Genomic DNA, 15,858 nt, shown 5'->3' with positions numbered 1-15,858 from the left:
TAGTTCGTGGTTAAACATGGGGATAGTCTGTTGGGTATTAGCTGGTCAAGGATGGCGATCATACCTCAGAAGCCGCGCCACGCCTCGCTCATATGAGGGGATGGTTAAGGGTAGATACACCAAGACGCAATCTGAATGACCCTGGTGTAGGGCTACGTAATAATGGGAGAAGAGTGCTTACGTTAGCAGACCTGAAAACTAAAGGTGGGCCCATAGATCCAAGACCAGCAGAACGCGAAATTGAACTTCATTTGACTGGAAATATGGAACGCTATACATGGTCGTTTGATGGCGTTGAGTTCGGTAAATCAACACCAATTCATTTTAATTATGGAGAAAGAGTTAGAATTACTCTCCACAATGACACCATGATGACCCATCCCATGCATTTACATGGTATGTGGAGTGAACTTGAGAATGAAGATGGCTCCTTTTTGGCAAGAAAGCACACAATACCTGTGCAGCCAGCACAACGAATTAGTTTTCTTGTGACCGCTGATGCCATTGGCCGTTGGGCTTGGCACTGTCATATTATGTTCCATATGGATGCTGGAATGTTCCGTGAAGTAGTGGTTTCTTGAGGAAATAAATAATGCTAATTCAAAGTATAGTAAAAAATGGAATATGGTTGATCAGCCTTGGGTTATTTGCTTCTCTTTCTTTTTCTGAGGAGTCAAAAGATGCTGTTAGCGGCTATCACCCTGATTTAACCGCATCTGAGGATAGCGAACAAAGAAGCCCTGATGAATATTCTGATGGACTCACACTTAGTTCAGGCCCAAGCCTTTTTGAAGGCAGAGAGCAGCTTTCCTTAGCAGATGAACATACCTTTTCTTCTCTGTTAATTGACAGGCTTGAATATTCAAATGGACGAGAGGAAAATTATGCTTCCTACAAAGCCCTTGCTTGGGTAGGGAAAGACTATCAAAAAATATGGTTTAAATCTGAAGGTGAATATAAAAATTCATTACAGGATACAGAAAACCAAGTTCTCTATGGGTATGCTACATCTGCATACTGGGACATCCTTTTTGGAGCAAGATATGATACATATCAATCTAGAAGCGATAAAGGATGGCTTGCCCTTGGCCTACAAGGATTAGCGCCATATTGGTTTGAGGTTGACTCCTCTTTATTTGTAGATCAGCATGGTCTAATGCTTTTAAGCCTAGAGGCGGAATATGACCTCTTACTTACTCAGAAATTGATACTACAGCCCCAAGCTGCAATGAATATTTACAGTAAAGATAATGATGATATGTCTGTTGGGCGAGGTATCTCAGACATCAGCACTGGCTTGCGGTTACGTTATGAAATAAGTAGGCAGTTTGCTCCTTACATAGGCGTTGAATGGAAAACTCTCGCTGGCAATACATACGATCTAGCAAAAGATCATGGGGAGAGTACATCTGATACGAGATTTATTGCAGGTGCCAGATTCTGGTTCTGATTACATAAGGAAGGTAATGTATGAAATTCAAAATGATTACTGCTGCTGTGATAGTAATTTCTACGGGTGTGATGGCTTCTGAGCAAGGTCATGACATGAACTCAATGAAGAATGGCATGAACCATGACATGAGTTCAATGAAGGGGAATCCAGCTCCTATGGGGCATGACATGGGGAGTATGGCTGGTTCCCCTGGTGTTGCCAAAGATGTGTCTAGAACCATTGACGTATCTATGGATGACACCATGCGGTTTACACCGAAAACGATATCGGTCAAACAAGGTGAAACAATCCGATTCTTTATAAAGAATAATGGAAAACTACCACATGAGTTCGTTCTCGGAACAACCTCAGAGCTCAAAGAGCATGCGGGAATGATGCAACAAATGCAAGGTATGCAGATGAAACATAGCATGCCAAACATGATCTCTCTTGCACCCAGTCAGAAGAGTGCAGTGCTATGGAAATTTGATAAAGCAGGTACAGTATCATTTGCTTGTCTTGTACCTGGGCATATGGAGGCTGGAATGCTTGGTGAAGTGGTAGTGAAATAATCCACTTTTCAAACAAAAAAAGAGGGGGCTCCCCTCTTTTTTTATTTGATTTTTTTGTGTTTTTAGTTAAAAAGTTTTGCCAATATCACAGTTTGATGATCTGCTGACACAAAAAGATCTAAATACCAATTAATGCTCGGCAGTATAACTATACTTAATATTAAGTAAAAAATACCGCATCACTCAGATAGTGTGACTTATTGGGTGAGTGAGTACAGGACGTGGTGCTGAGAGAAAATGAGTTGTCTACAGCATCTAATATTAATTGGAGGGATGTCAATGAATTCACATCACGAGCATAACCAATCTGATGAACCAGGTTTCTGGCGTTCTAGAACTGGGGTTGCTTTTATCATCATTGGTAGCGTTGCTGGTTACTTTTTGGTCACAGAACACTGGGCCCATTTCATGGGAGCCTTACCATATCTGCTTCTTCTCGCTTGCCCACTTATGCATGTATTCATGCATGGTGGACATGGTGATAACCACGAAAACGGCGATCATGGTAGTGATGAAAAAAAACAAAATATACAAAAGAGCTCACCCGACCAAAATGATAAATCTGATAAAGGAGAATCCTTATGAGTAACGATTTTTCATCCTATGGATTATGGTCGCTTGTGGTACTTAATTCAGTAGTGTTCATAATGTTTATATTTAGCTTTTTCAAACCTAAGTCGGCTAGGGATTGGCGTACATTTGGATCTATATCTGCATTTATTATTGCTTTGTTTACAGAGATGTATGGATTTCCATTGACAATATATTTCATGTCTGGCTGGTTACAAAAAAAATATCCAGAGGTTGATCTGCTCTCTCATAACTCAGGGCATCTGTGGTACACGTTTATAGGGGGTAATGGTGACCCACATTTTAATATCTTGCATATCCTAAGCTATTTTGTAATTGGTGCCGGATTTTACTTGCTTTCTAGTGCTTGGCATGTGCTCTTTTTTTCTCAAAAAATGAATAAACTCGCTATAACTGGCCCCTATTCAAAGATTCGTCATCCGCAATATGTCGCGTTTGCTATGATTATGTTTGGCTTTCTATTGCAATGGCCAACTATATTGACCCTTCTCATGTTTCCTATTCTCTTGATTATGTATAAGCACCTCGCGCTCACAGAAGAGCGCGAGGTTAGGTCTATATTTGGAAAAGCATATGATGATTATGCAAATAAAACCCCGCGTTTTATACCTTCATGGAAAGTAAGGAGCTGAGTGATGAGAATTAAGAAAATTTATCCATCAGCAGTAAACGATGACTTTCATCGCCATGATGATATAGAGGAACCAACAGAATTAGGCTCGCAATACCACACCGATCCTGTTTGTGGTATGAAAATACATCAAACTGAAAAATATGTTAAATATGATGGTGGGCTATATTATTTTTGTAGTGATAAGTGTTTTATTGCCTTTAATAAAAATCCAGAAACTTATGTAAGAACGGATGCGAAGCCTTCCGTATCTACCAGTGAATCTACTGCGCACCAAGCCCAGAAAGGCAGTGACAAAGAAGTCATATATATATGCCCAATGCATCCTGAAGTCAGAGTTAACAAGCCTGGTAATTGTCCTAAATGTGGTATGGCTCTTGAACCTGAAATGCCTCAGTTTGAAGATGAGGATAAAAGTGATTCTGAACTTTATATTTTCCAGTATCGGTTTTGGTTAACCTTGCCATTAACTATTGTTGTAACACTATTAGCAATGCTTGGTCATAAATTAGCATTTTTTAGCATGAATACTCAGAGTTGGGTTGAGCTGGTGCTATCCTTACCCGTAGTATTATGGGCTGCATCACCATTCTTTGAACGATGGTGGCAATCTATAGTAACTTTCAATCCTAATATGTGGACATTAATCGGAACTGGAACTGGTGCTGCATTTATTTATAGTATCATTGCCACAATATTACCAGATATATTCCCTGTGTCGTTTCAGTCAATGGGACGGGTTGCTGTCTATTTTGAAGCGGCAGATGTCATCATCTCACTGACGCTGCTAGGTCAAATCATGGAGTTAAAAGCTCGCTCAAAAACCTCTGAGGCGATTCGGTTGTTAATAGGACTAGCTCCAAAAACTGCCCGTATAATATATCCAGATAGAAGCGAACGAGATATTCCACTTTCCCAAGTTCAGGTGGGAGACATTTTACGTATCCGACCTGGTGAAAAAGTTCCTGTGGATGGGGTCGTTGTTGATGGTATCAGTACAATTGACGAGTCAATGCTGACAGGAGAGCCTATTCCGGTAAGTAAAAAACGAGGTGATAAAGTAATCGGAGCAACGTTGAATACAACAGGATCTCTTACCATGAGTTCAGAAAAAGTGGGTTCACAAACCATGCTGGCTCAAATCGTTAATATGGTTGTGCAAGCACAGCGTTCCAAGGCCCCAATGCAGGGAATGGCTGATAAAATAGCAGGTAATTTTGTTGTTGTTGTTGTACTCATTGCCATAACCACGTTCTTCACTTGGGGTTTTTTGGGGGCCACAACAGGCTGGCAGTATGGTTTACTGAATGCGGTTGCTGTATTAATAATTGCTTGTCCTTGTGCATTAGGCTTGGCAACACCGATGTCAATTATGGTAGCGACTGGTAAAGGTGCAACACAAGGAATATTATTTAGAGATGCAGCTGCGATAGAAAATTTCAGGAAGGTCGATATATTGATTGTCGATAAAACTGGTACGCTTACCGCAGGTCATCCTATATTTGAACAAGCCATATCAGTAAACGGCTTAGAAAATGATGAAATACTGAGATTAGCTGCCAGTTTAGATCAAGGAAGTGAGCACCCATTAGCACAAGCAATTGTCACAGCAGCGAAAGATAGATTCTTGACTCTGCATCATGTCAGCGATTTTGAAACCATTCCAGGGAATGGTGTAAAAGGTATCGTAGCTGAAAAGTTCCTTTTACTGGGTAATGCATCTTTGATGGAGCAAGAGGGAATAAGTACACAGGCAGTGAAGGATGATGCAGATCGATTACGTCACGAAGGTGCTAGTGTGATGTTCCTGGCCGTAAATCTTACCATCGTTGGCTTGCTAGTCATAAGTGACCCAATAAAATCATCCACACAGGAAGCTTTGGATGCATTGAAAAAAAGTGGGGTAACTGTAATTATGGCTACTGGCGATAGTCTATCTACAGCTAGGGCTGTGGGGGGTAAGCTCGGTATTAGCGAAATATATGGCGATGTTAAACCTTCAGAGAAATTGGCTCTAGTCACCAAGTTTCAACAGATGGGGCATATTGTGGCGATGGCGGGAGATGGTATTAACGATGCCCCTGCATTAGCAAGATCTGATGTTGGTGTCGCTATGGGAACAGGTACTGATGTGGCAATTAGTAGCGCCTCCGTTACTTTAGTCAAAGGTGATTTACGAGGGATTGCATTAGCCAGAACATTATCAAACATAACGATAAAAAATATGAAACAAAATCTAGCGTTCGCTTTCATATATAATGTTTTTGGTATACCGCTTGCCGCAGGTGTATTCTATGCGTCTACGGGATTCCTGTTATCACCAATGGTCGCGGCGTTAGCTATGAGCTTAAGTTCAGTCTCGGTAATTTTGAACGCGCTGAGACTCCGTGGTATGAAGGTCACGAATGCTTGATCCTATCTGCGGAGGTTATATGTCCGCAGATGAGTCTAAATGTCACCTATCGACATTCCACGACCAAGTGGCCTTGCTAGTTAATTTTAAAACAAGGCTGCTTGCTCCCTGATCGTTTTCCTTACCCAACTGACTTACTGCCAAACGGGCATACTTAAGCCCATTATCCTGTTCATGACCTTTACCCCTGCTAGGATTTCCCCCGCCACCTGCGCATTGCCTGCCTGTAAGGAAGCCCCGTGCGTAGCTGTCACTTGGGGCTGGGGAAGTCATGACTTACTGGCTGATTTTGGCAACCATGCTCTTTAATAATGCTAGTGTCGTCCTACGTTAAATAGCTAAAAGCTATTTGGCTGGGAATAATATATAAAATGAAATATAATCACCACTTAATTTGTTCCATGCCTTCCCTCCATTAACTTCGGTTATCGATTTAACAATCGATAGACCCAACCCGACACTATCGTTATTGCTAGATCTTGATAAATCTGCCCTATAAAATCGATCAAACATTCTCAAGGATTCATCGTAAGATATATCTTTGCATTTGTTCTTTATTTCAATGATAGAATTATTTCCTTCATCGTTTGATATTGAGATGCTAATGGCAGAGTTGCTCTCTGAGTATTTTATTGCGTTAGATATCAGATTGGATATCGAACGACGAAACATTAATTTGTCAGCAAATATAAGCTTATTAGTATTTGCAACGTTAAACGTAAGGCTTTTTTCTTCTGCTAAATACATAAAGAAATCTAAAATAGAAGAAAGTTCATTCTCTGAATCTAAAAATTCTTTATTTGCAGAAATCAAACCTTTGTCTGACCTGGCAATCCACAGCATATCGCTAACCATCTTTGCCAAACGCTCAAGCTCTTCCAGAATTGAATATAGGAACTCTTTATATTCGGAGATGCTCCTGTCTTGATTTAACCCAACTTGAGCCTGCATGATTATATTGGTTAATGGGGTTCTTAGTTCATGCGCTACATCATCTGAAAAATCAGATAACTTAACGAAACTATTGTTTAGTTTAGATAGCATGGTATTGAATGAGTCAACCAACTCCCTTAACTCTCTCGGATATTGGTTGGGTTCTAATGTTGAGTTCAACTGTTCAGCCTGAATAGTCGACATATGTTTGCTTAATATATAAATAGGTTTGTGGCCTTGCCTTATACCCAAGTATGTAGACAATATTATGATCGCCCAAACACCAAAGACTATGATTAATAGCTGCATCCTAAAGTCAGACAAAAAATGAGAGTGAACACTTGAGTCTAAATAGAACACGACTGAATAGGAGTTATCATTTTTTTTAAAATTAATGTTTTTACTGAGATATTTATGTGGAGCGGAAGTGTCAGTTTCAGATACATGAATTAGTGTATTGCTGAACTTTCTCAAATTAAAGCTGTCTCGTTCACTCCTATATATTTTTTTACCATCTTTTAATATCTCGATATAAAAATTAGAGTCAGGATTGATTGTATCCCAATTGATAATTCTTTGAACTGCATCTATGCGCTTTGAAAACTGCTCGATAATAATCGTTTTGTTATCTATCGTTTCATTATCAAGGTCTAAGAAATGATTTTTGATAGATGTCTCTACCAAAAATAACAAGGAAATCATACTGATCGTTATGGCGACAGAAACAAAAAGCATAGCACGTATAGTTATAGGCATGTTACTCTTCATCGCCAGCACCTTCTAATTTATATCCCATTCCTCGAATAGTATGAATTAATTTTATTTGATAATCATCATCAACCTTGGCTCTTAATCTTCTGATTGCAACATCTATTACATTTGTATCGCTGTCAAAATTCATATCCCATACCAAAGAGGCAATTAATGAGCGAGGTAATACTTCACCATGCCGCCGAGCTAATAACTCAAGTAATAGATATTCTTTAGGGGTGAGATGTAGTTTTTTACCCGACCGCTTAACTGTTCTTGATTTGATGTTTATAATCAAATCTGAAATTGATATAACCTCTTCAATATGATTGTCTTTGGATCGCCTAAGAAGGTTTTTTATTCTGGCTAGTAGTTCAGTGAATGCAAATGGTTTTGAAAGATAATCATCAGCTCCAGACTCTAGCCCCTTTACTCTATCTCCGACACCATCTTTTGCCGTCAGGAACATGACAGGTACTTGAATGTTTATATTTCTAATTTCCTCAAGAAGCTGCCATCCGTTAATCCCAGGTAACATAATATCTAGTATTATTAAGTCAAATTCATGGCTAAGTATATAAAAGCGACCATCAATTCCATTTGTGGCGAGAGTAACAATGTAGCCTGACTCAGTGAGTCCTTTCTTTAAATACTCACCTATCTTTGGCTCATCTTCAACAACTAAAATATTCATTATGTTCTCCAATATGCAGTATTAAGATAGTCAGTAGTCTATGCTACTACATACACTAAAAAATAAAAAAAATCCAGCTGCATCAAGAGTTTCAATGAAGGTTATATCGAAATTATAAAATCTAGAATGATTATTTTTAATGTTTAAAAAACGGCCAGCATAAGCTGGCCGTTTTTTACATGTGGAAGATCTTAACGGTTACTACCGCTTCCCATACCATGCGGGAGAGAGACGTTATGAATGGTTCCTTTATAGTCCACGATAACTTCTGTAATATTTTTATCAGAAGGAAGTGTTAACTGCTTGGTCTTACCAGGGAGAGCCTTCACAACGCCCAGTTTCGTGCCATCGGGGGTGGATACGTCCACGGAGTCAGTAGGCAATGCAGATATTTTCCATTCTACATAGACTACTCCATGCCCTGCTCTAAGATCGAAAGGCATTGGGGCATTAGCGAAAGCCGCTGAACTACTAATCAACATGGTGAGCGCAGCTAAGATGGTCTTGATTTTCATTGGATTACCTCATTTCGTTGTTATTGCACGGCTATCGCTAATCACTATATACAATCAACATTACATGCTGCTGTCAGCAAGATTACATTACCGTAAGGATATAGATCTTTAAGAGGGCAAGTATGTATGATTCACCCTATTGGGGTATGAGAGATGATTTTACACCACCTGGTTTTCCATATTTTGAATATATCTTAAGGGGCATGGCATGATGAAATTTATTGCAATGTTGTTAGTTTTTGTCGCAGGAGGCGGTAGTGTCTACCTGCTCACAAATTTTAAAGATGTAAATACATTAAAGGAAAAACAACCTCTTTATTGGGTAAACCCGATGGATCCAGCTGATAAGAGACCTTCTCCAGCCAAGGACACAATGGGAATGGATTTCATTCCTGTTTATGAAGAGAAAGCTCAAGGTCAAGGGTCAGCTGGCACAGTTACAATATCACCGGAAATACAGCAGAATCTTGGTGTTCGTCTCGATCAAGTCAAACGAGCTCCTACTTATCAGGAAATTGATACTGTTGGATATGTTGGATATGATGAAGACCGTCTTGAAGCTATCAACTCACGTATGGCTGGCTGGGTACGAACCCTTGCAATTAAAAGTGAGGGGCAAAGGGTTACCAAAGGTAGTTTTATTTACGCATTATATGCCCCTGATTTAGTAAATGCGCAGCATGAATACTTGTTGGCCATGAATAGCAGTAACCCTTTGTTGATTCGAGCCGCAGAAGGGAAACTCAAGGCGCTACAAATTCCAAGTGATCAAATATCTATTTTAAAGCGAACTAGGAAAGTGCGTGAAACAATTAATTTCTATGCACCTAGTGATGGATATATTTCTGAGCTAAAAATTCGAGAGGGACAGTACGTAGAACCAGCTGAGGCGCTATTTAATATCAGCACATTACAACAAGTTTGGGTCAGTGCAGAAATTTTTGAGCGCCAAGCTACCGTATTGAAATTGGGAGATCCAGTTACCATGACTCTTGATTATGCGCCAAGCAGAACTTGGGTCGGTAAAGTTGATTATTTATATCCCACCCTAGACGCATCAACTAGAACGCTTAAGGTCAGGCTACGCTTTGATAATCCAGACGAGTTCCTTAAGCCGAATATGTTTGCTCAGATCAACATAAAAGCCGGTGGAACCGAGTCTAATCTTGTGGTGCCTAGTGAGGCTATTATTAGAACAGGAACGCAGAATCGAGTAGTGCTGTCATTAGGTGATGGGCGCTTCAAATCTGTTGAAGTCACTCTCGGTTCTCAGTTTAGGGAACATATCGTTGTTACATCTGGAGTTGAAGAAGGTGATGAGATAGTAAGGTCTGCTCAGTTTTTATTAGACTCTGAGTCAAGTATCAGTTCCGACTTCCAGCGCATGACTGCATTTCGTCCTGCTCAAGTCTGGGTCAATGCTGACATCGTTGATATTGGTCAGAATAGGCAGATCACAATTGCACACCAACAAGTACCAGAATGGCAATGGCCAGCAATGCGTATGAGCTTTGAACTTGATAAGAGTATTGCTCCTTCAAGTTTAAAGATGGGTCACTCCGTGAGTGTTTTGCTAAGGCAGGATGGGGAACGATACATTATAACTGGTATCAAGGAGCCGATTGCTAAAACAAATATTAAAAATTCAGATTCAAATAGTAGCAACGGGAAAGGTAAGGCTCCATCTGCTCCACAATTGGACCATTCCAAGCATGATATGGCCGAAATGGATGAGATAGGAGGTCAGAAATGATCACATCAATAATTCGATGGTCTATTGGCAATCGATTCCTTGTTCTTTTGTTAAGTGTGTTGCTCACTGCATGGGGAATATGGTCAGTCAAGCAAACTCCTGTTGATGCGCTGCCTGATTTGTCGGATGTTCAAGTTATTATCAAAACAAGTTATCCTGGGCAAGCACCACAAGTAGTTGAAGACCAAGTAACTTACCCATTAACCACCGCCATGCTTGCTGTTCCTGGTGCAACTACCGTCCGTGGTTATTCTTTCTTTGGTGATTCTTTCGTTTATGTTCTATTCGATGACAATACGGATTTGTATTGGGCGCGGGCGCGAGTTTTAGAATACTTGAGCCAAGTTGCTCCTAATTTACCATCTTCTGCGAGGCCCCAGCTTGGGCCTGATGCAACTGGTGTTGGTTGGGTCTATCAGTATGCACTGATCGATAGAACAGGTAAGCATGACTTAAGTGAATTAACCTCACTGCAAAACTGGTTTTTAAAGTATGAATTACAGACTGTAGAGGGGGTTTCTGAAGTCGCTACGGTTGGAGGAATGGTTCGTCAGTATCAGGTTCGTGTAGACCCCAATAAGCTGCGTGCATATGGTGTACCTTTGTCTTTAATTCAGACAGCAATAGAACAAGGTAACCAGGAAACAGGTGCTTCAGTTATCGAGATGGCCGAAGCTGAGTATATGGTTCGCTCCAATGGGTATTTGAAAAATGTCTCTGATCTAAAAAACATTCCATTAGGAACAAATGTACGTGGTGCTCCACTATTGCTAGGTGATGTAGCGGATGTGGTAACTGGCCCTCAAGTACGTCGAGGCATCGCAGAGCTCAATGGTGAAGGTGAAGTCGTTGGGGGCATTATCGTCATGCGTTATGGCGAAAATGCACAACACACTATTGATGGAGTTAAGACTCGTCTTGATGAATTAAAAAGTAGTCTACCAGATGGGGTTGAGATAATAACTGTATATGACCGCTCAGATCTAATCCAAAGAGCAATCGACAACCTTTCAGGGAAGTTACTGGAAGAGTTTATTGTTGTTGTATTAGTTTGTTTAGCATTTTTATTCCACCTACGGTCATCGTTAGTAGTGATTATTACCCTACCAATTGCAATTCTAGTTGCATTTATAATAATGAATATACAGGGTGTCAACGCCAACATAATGTCTTTGGGAGGGATAGCCATCGCAATTGGAGCAATGGTTGATGGTGCAATTGTAATGATTGAAAATGTCCATAAGCATATGGAACAGACACCCCTAACTAATGAAAACAGATGGAAGGTAATTGGAGAGGCCAGTGCAGAAGTCGGCCCTGCTATATTTTTCTCTCTATTAATTATTACCATGAGCTTTTTACCAGTATTTGCTCTTGAAGCACAAGAAGGGCGGATGTTTGCTCCGCTCGCATATACTAAGACTTATGCTATGGCCGCAGCTGCTGCACTTGCAATAACGTTAGTCCCTGTTGTAATGGGGTACTTTATTCGTGGTAAGGTACTTGCTGAACAAGCGAACCCAATTAATAGATGGCTAAGTCAGGGTTATATACCTTTGCTGAAATGCGTCTTAGCATGGCCGAAGGTGACTCTTACTTTAGCATTTATCGTGACCGTTGTTGGTTTCTTGCCTTTAAAATATTTAGGGTCTGAGTTTATTCCTCCACTTGATGAGGGGGATCTGATGTATATGCCGACAACGGCAACAAATATCTCGGTAGGGAAAACGCGAGAGATATTACAACAAACAGATAAGCTGATTAGAACTGTCCCTGAGGTAAAGAATGTATTCGGTAAGGCTGGCCGTGCGGATAGTGCAACAGATCCAGCTGATCTTGTTATGATGGAAACCACTATTCAGCTGAAGCCTCAATCAGAGTGGCGTCCTGGGATGACACCAGAGAAATTACGGGAAGAGCTAGACTCATTAATTCAATTTCCTGGTTTGACAAATGCGTGGGTCCCCCCAATCAAGACTCGAACAGATATGCTCGCAACAGGAATTAAAACACCTGTTGGGATCAAGATTGCTGGTCCAGATCTTAAAGTGATACAAAAAATAGGACAGCAACTTGAGAAAATTGTTGGCAGTGTAGAGGGGGCATCATCCGTGTATGCTGAGCGTGTCGCCGGTGGTCGTTATGTCAAAGTTGATATCGATAGACTGAAGGCTGCCCGATATGGACTCAATATTGCGGATGTTCAAGCAGTACTAGCAACGGCTGTGGGCGGCATGGATGTTGGACAGACGATAGAGGGGCGAGAGCGATATCCAATCAATATACGCTATCCACAAAGCTATCGCGACTCAGTCGCTAGTCTAGAGTTGCTTCCTTTGATCACTCCCAAAGGTGAACGAATTGCTCTAGCTGATGTTGCTCGAATTTATATTAGCGATGAAGCCCCAATGTTGCGAAGTGAAAATGCTAGGTTAAATGGTTGGGTATATGTTGATATTAGTAATAGAGATATTGGATCATTTGTCGCGGATGCAAAAAAAATGGTCGGAGAACAATTAGTTCTTCCTGCTGGGTACTCTATTACTTGGTCTGGTCAATACGAATATATGGAACGAGCTAAAGCTCGCCTTACCTATGTAGTCCCATTAACCGTTGCCATCATAGTTCTATTGCTTTACTTGGCGTTTCGGCGTGTTCAAGAAGTGCTTCTTATTCTTACGACCTTGCCTCTTGCTATAGTTGGTGGCATTTGGTACGTGTGGCTAGCTGGATTTAATATGTCAGTGGCCGTTGGAGTTGGATTCATAGCACTTGCAGGTGTCGCTGTAGAAACAGGTGTATTGATGTTGATCTATCTCAACCATGCTTGGGATGATCTCGTTAAGAACGATAAACTTGATAATGCAGGATTACATGGTGCCGTTATCCATGGAGCTGCAATGCGACTACGTCCTAAAATGATGACAGTGGTAACGATAATTGCTGGCCTATTACCTATCATGTGGAGTCATGGGACTGGCTCTGAGGTTATGCAACGAATAGCCGCGCCAATGATTGGTGGGATGGTAAGCGCACTCGTTTTAACTCTCTTAGTTCTACCTGCGGCATTTTACTTATGGCGTAGACGTACTCTGAAGAGCATCACTAATACTACAGGTGTTGATATGCCTGAATAACGGTTGGTGCACAGGCGGATGCATTATATGAATATGCATCCGCTACTTTCGTTTTCTTTATTTACAATCTGTTGGTATCTATCATGATGAACAAAATGTTTTTACCTATACTCGCTCTTCTTAGTAGTTACACGCATGCGGAGGGCTTGCTAGATATTTATAACTTGGCGAAGCAAAAGGATCCGCAACTTCTTGAGTCAAAGGCAATGCGTGACCAATCATTCGAAAAAATCAATGAAGAGCAAGCATCATTTCTACCAAAGATAAATCTTGGTCTTAGTGCTAACTATGTTGACGATAATCTGGATATGCAAACTGGGAGCGCAACGAATAGTGCAATCAATCTAGAGCAATCTCTCTACAACAGTGCTAATTGGATTAATCTTGATTTAGCTGCGAAGAATGCGACACTATCAGATGTTTCTTATGTTCTTGAGCATCAAAACTTAGTGCTTCGTACAATACAGACATATTTTAATGTTCTCCAGGCTGAAGATTCGCTGATTTATTCTCAGGCAACGAAAACGGCAATTCAGAGGCAGCTTGCTCAAACCCAGCAGCGTTTTGAGGTAGGTTTGGCCGCGATTACTGATGTACATGAGGCAGAGGCCGCCTTCGATCAGTCTTTTGCCGATGAGATCTATGCAGAGAACACGCTTGAAAATAGCTATGAGGCTCTACGTGAGTTAACTGGTCTTGAGCATAGAAAGCTTAATAAGCTTGATACAGAGCGTTTCAGTCCTCAAAAAACTTTATGGAAAATTGATAAGTGGACTGATGCAGCAATTGAAAAAAATTTGGCATTACATCAGGCTCGGATTAAAAAAGAACTTGCGAAGATGCAGATCGATTTATCTAAGTCAGGACATAAGCCATTAGTTGATCTTACTATGGGGTTATCTTCAACTTATAATAACTACAAAGATAATACAGTTAATACGGACGGTTATTCCAATCAAGGCGACATTGGTATTAAATTTTCATTGCCACTATATACAGGTGGTGCAACAGCATCACAAGTCAAACAATCTTCTTTTGACTATGTTGCTGCCAGTGAGCAGCTGGAGAAAAGTTATCGCTCGGTCATGAGTGCAGTTAAGTCTTCATATAACAATGTTAATGCAAGCATAGGATCCGTTCGAGCATACCAACAAGCTGTAGTTTCTGCTGAAAGTGCTTTAAAAGCGACCGAGGCAGGATATGAGGTTGGCACTAGGACTATCATTGATGTATTGGATGCTAATAGAAAATTGTATGATGCAAAGACAAAGTTAGCTATTTCTAGATATAGTTACATAGTCAACGTTGCCACATTGAAATTAAATTCAGGGTCTTTAGGTAAAAAAGAAATAATTGATATTGATAATGGTTTAGTTAATTTAAGGTAGTTGTGTGTAATCTATTTTTCAATAGGCATCAGTTTTGCACTGATGCCTTTTATTTAACCTGGAAATTCATTTCTCTTATTTATTTTTTTCGGAAGGTTTTTAGCACTTGTTACTATTAGTGTATAGCTATAAACTCATTCAGAAAATATAGCGACTTATAGGGCTGTAGTTTTTAATGTGGATTTAAGTTTTATAAAGACCATTGTTTAAATAATCCGCACTATACGTGCGAATTGCTCCATTTGTTCTTTCATCCGCTTTATTTCACAAATCGATGCTTCTTGAGTGGAACAATGTCCTCCCCATACGGTGCTCCTACTACAGATAGAATTAAAGGCCCACGCCGAGCAGGCATGGGCTCTCAGCATTAGATCAAGAAGTCATCCAGTGCTTTTCCAGCCGCAACTGCTTCTGCGATGGCCTTGGGAATGCGGCCCTGGCCAGTCCATGTCTTCTCCTGACCGCCTTCGGTGTACTTGTATTTTGCAGGACGGGGAGCGCGTTTGGCTTTGACTGAACCCTCGGATTTCGCCGGAGCGGCAGTGCCAACCAGCTCACTCGGATCGATGCCTGCCTGTTTCAACATTTCGGTAAACTCAGCCAGTTTTTGCAGGCGTTCAGCTGACTCTTCTCTCAGTTTGGTCTCTTGCTGTTCACGCTCAGCAAAAATTTCTTCGAATTTTTCCCTAACTTCGACTAACTGCTCAAATGACAGCTCACGCAGTGCAGCTCGCAGGCTGCGAATATTCAGCAGTGTTTTCAAAAAATCGTTCATTGATAGCCTCATGTATCACATTTTTATATCAGGAAAATTATCTCTCAATCCCAGCATCAGCTCCACTGTTTTTGGCACCAAGATGACTCAAAAAATAGCATCATTTAAAATTCGTGAGCTAAATTGCGTTTGGATCTACTTATTGGCCTAGCTCCAATCTGCTACCTGATTACCCATGACCCTCAGCCAGCTTCAAGAGCCGATATGGCATCGGAGGGCTTGCCACGACTGCATGCCCCAATTCAACCAACATGCTCTTGAGGTCAAAACGATG

12 protein-coding genes and 3 pseudogenes are annotated in these 15,858 nt (G+C 40.8%); 9 read left to right on the top strand and 6 right to left on the bottom strand.

Annotated elements, in window-relative coordinates:
• Nucleotides 1–104: 104 nt before the first annotated feature.
• From ACB039_RS20485 to ACB039_RS20460, 6 genes and pseudogenes are all read left to right on the top strand, one after another.
• Nucleotides 105–581, top strand: a pseudogene (locus ACB039_RS20485) (multicopper oxidase domain-containing protein); the annotation flags it as partial.
• 11 nt (nucleotides 582–592) lie between these two features.
• On the top strand, nucleotides 593–1,450 hold the full coding sequence (locus tag ACB039_RS20480; protein WP_005303868.1) for a copper resistance protein B: 858 nt from the start codon (nucleotides 593–595) through the stop codon (nucleotides 1,448–1,450).
• A 20-nt stretch (nucleotides 1,451–1,470) separates the two neighbouring features.
• Complete coding sequence (locus tag ACB039_RS20475) at nucleotides 1,471–2,004, top strand: cupredoxin family protein (RefSeq protein WP_005303871.1); 534 nt, start codon at nucleotides 1,471–1,473, stop codon at nucleotides 2,002–2,004.
• A gap of 279 nt (nucleotides 2,005–2,283) precedes the next feature.
• Nucleotides 2,284–2,589, top strand: a complete 306-nt coding sequence (locus ACB039_RS20470; RefSeq protein ID WP_021140721.1) for a DUF2933 domain-containing protein — start codon at nucleotides 2,284–2,286, stop codon at nucleotides 2,587–2,589.
• Nucleotides 2,586–3,227 carry an isoprenylcysteine carboxylmethyltransferase family protein gene (locus tag ACB039_RS20465; protein ID WP_021140720.1) on the top strand — a complete coding sequence of 214 codons (642 nt, stop codon included), beginning with the start codon at nucleotides 2,586–2,588 and terminating at the stop codon, nucleotides 3,225–3,227. Before ACB039_RS20470 ends, ACB039_RS20465 begins: the two co-directional genes overlap by 4 nt.
• Nucleotides 3,228–3,230: 3 nt before the next feature.
• On the top strand, nucleotides 3,231–5,639 hold the full coding sequence (locus ACB039_RS20460; protein ID WP_111589429.1) for a heavy metal translocating P-type ATPase: 2,409 nt from the start codon (nucleotides 3,231–3,233) through the stop codon (nucleotides 5,637–5,639).
• Between the two features lie 134 nt (nucleotides 5,640–5,773).
• Here the strand turns inward: ACB039_RS20460 and ACB039_RS20455 are convergent.
• The 4 genes and pseudogenes from ACB039_RS20455 to ACB039_RS20440 form a co-directional block, all read right to left on the bottom strand.
• A pseudogene (locus tag ACB039_RS20455) lies at nucleotides 5,774–5,872 on the bottom strand (IS5/IS1182 family transposase); the annotation flags it as partial.
• A 112-nt stretch (nucleotides 5,873–5,984) separates the two neighbouring features.
• Nucleotides 5,985–7,340, bottom strand: a complete 1,356-nt coding sequence (locus tag ACB039_RS20450; RefSeq protein WP_371166327.1) for a heavy metal sensor histidine kinase — start codon at nucleotides 7,338–7,340, stop codon at nucleotides 5,985–5,987.
• Nucleotides 7,330–8,016 carry a heavy metal response regulator transcription factor gene (locus ACB039_RS20445; RefSeq protein ID WP_021140716.1) on the bottom strand — a complete coding sequence of 229 codons (687 nt, stop codon included), beginning with the start codon at nucleotides 8,014–8,016 and terminating at the stop codon, nucleotides 7,330–7,332. Before ACB039_RS20445 ends, ACB039_RS20450 begins: the two co-directional genes overlap by 11 nt.
• Nucleotides 8,017–8,207: 191 nt before the next feature.
• The gene (locus ACB039_RS20440; protein WP_021140715.1) at nucleotides 8,208–8,531 is read right to left on the bottom strand and encodes a hypothetical protein; all 324 of its coding nucleotides are present in this window, start codon (nucleotides 8,529–8,531) and stop codon (nucleotides 8,208–8,210) included.
• 208 nt (nucleotides 8,532–8,739) lie between these two features.
• Between ACB039_RS20440 and ACB039_RS20435 the strand changes: the two genes are divergently transcribed.
• The 3 genes from ACB039_RS20435 to tolC all read left to right on the top strand — a co-directional run bounded on the left by ACB039_RS20435 (nucleotide 8,740) and on the right by tolC (nucleotide 14,809).
• Nucleotides 8,740–10,284, top strand: coding sequence for an efflux RND transporter periplasmic adaptor subunit (locus tag ACB039_RS20435; protein WP_017778712.1), 1,545 nt, complete (start codon nucleotides 8,740–8,742; stop codon nucleotides 10,282–10,284).
• Nucleotides 10,281–13,421, top strand: coding sequence for an efflux RND transporter permease subunit (locus tag ACB039_RS20430; protein WP_005303884.1), 3,141 nt, complete (start codon nucleotides 10,281–10,283; stop codon nucleotides 13,419–13,421). The genes ACB039_RS20435 and ACB039_RS20430 overlap by 4 nt, the downstream gene beginning before the upstream one ends.
• Nucleotides 13,422–13,507: 86 nt before the next feature.
• Entirely contained in the window at nucleotides 13,508–14,809 is a 1,302-nt protein-coding gene (gene tolC / locus ACB039_RS20425; protein ID WP_041202624.1) for an outer membrane channel protein TolC, read from the top strand.
• Nucleotides 14,810–15,176: 367 nt separating this feature from the next.
• Here the strand turns inward: tolC and ACB039_RS20420 are convergent, their stop codons facing one another.
• Nucleotides 15,177–15,584, bottom strand: a complete 408-nt coding sequence (locus tag ACB039_RS20420) for an H-NS family nucleoid-associated regulatory protein (protein WP_109113143.1) — start codon at nucleotides 15,582–15,584, stop codon at nucleotides 15,177–15,179.
• A 169-nt stretch (nucleotides 15,585–15,753) separates the two neighbouring features.
• Nucleotides 15,754–15,858: pseudogene (locus tag ACB039_RS20415) on the bottom strand (IS1595 family transposase); the annotation flags it as partial.

Origin of the sequence: Aeromonas sp. S2(2024) (genome assembly GCF_041402505.1) — a bacterium.
Classification (GTDB): domain Bacteria; phylum Pseudomonadota; class Gammaproteobacteria; order Enterobacterales; family Aeromonadaceae; genus Aeromonas; species Aeromonas media.
This window is presented reverse-complemented; position numbering and strand designations above follow the sequence as displayed.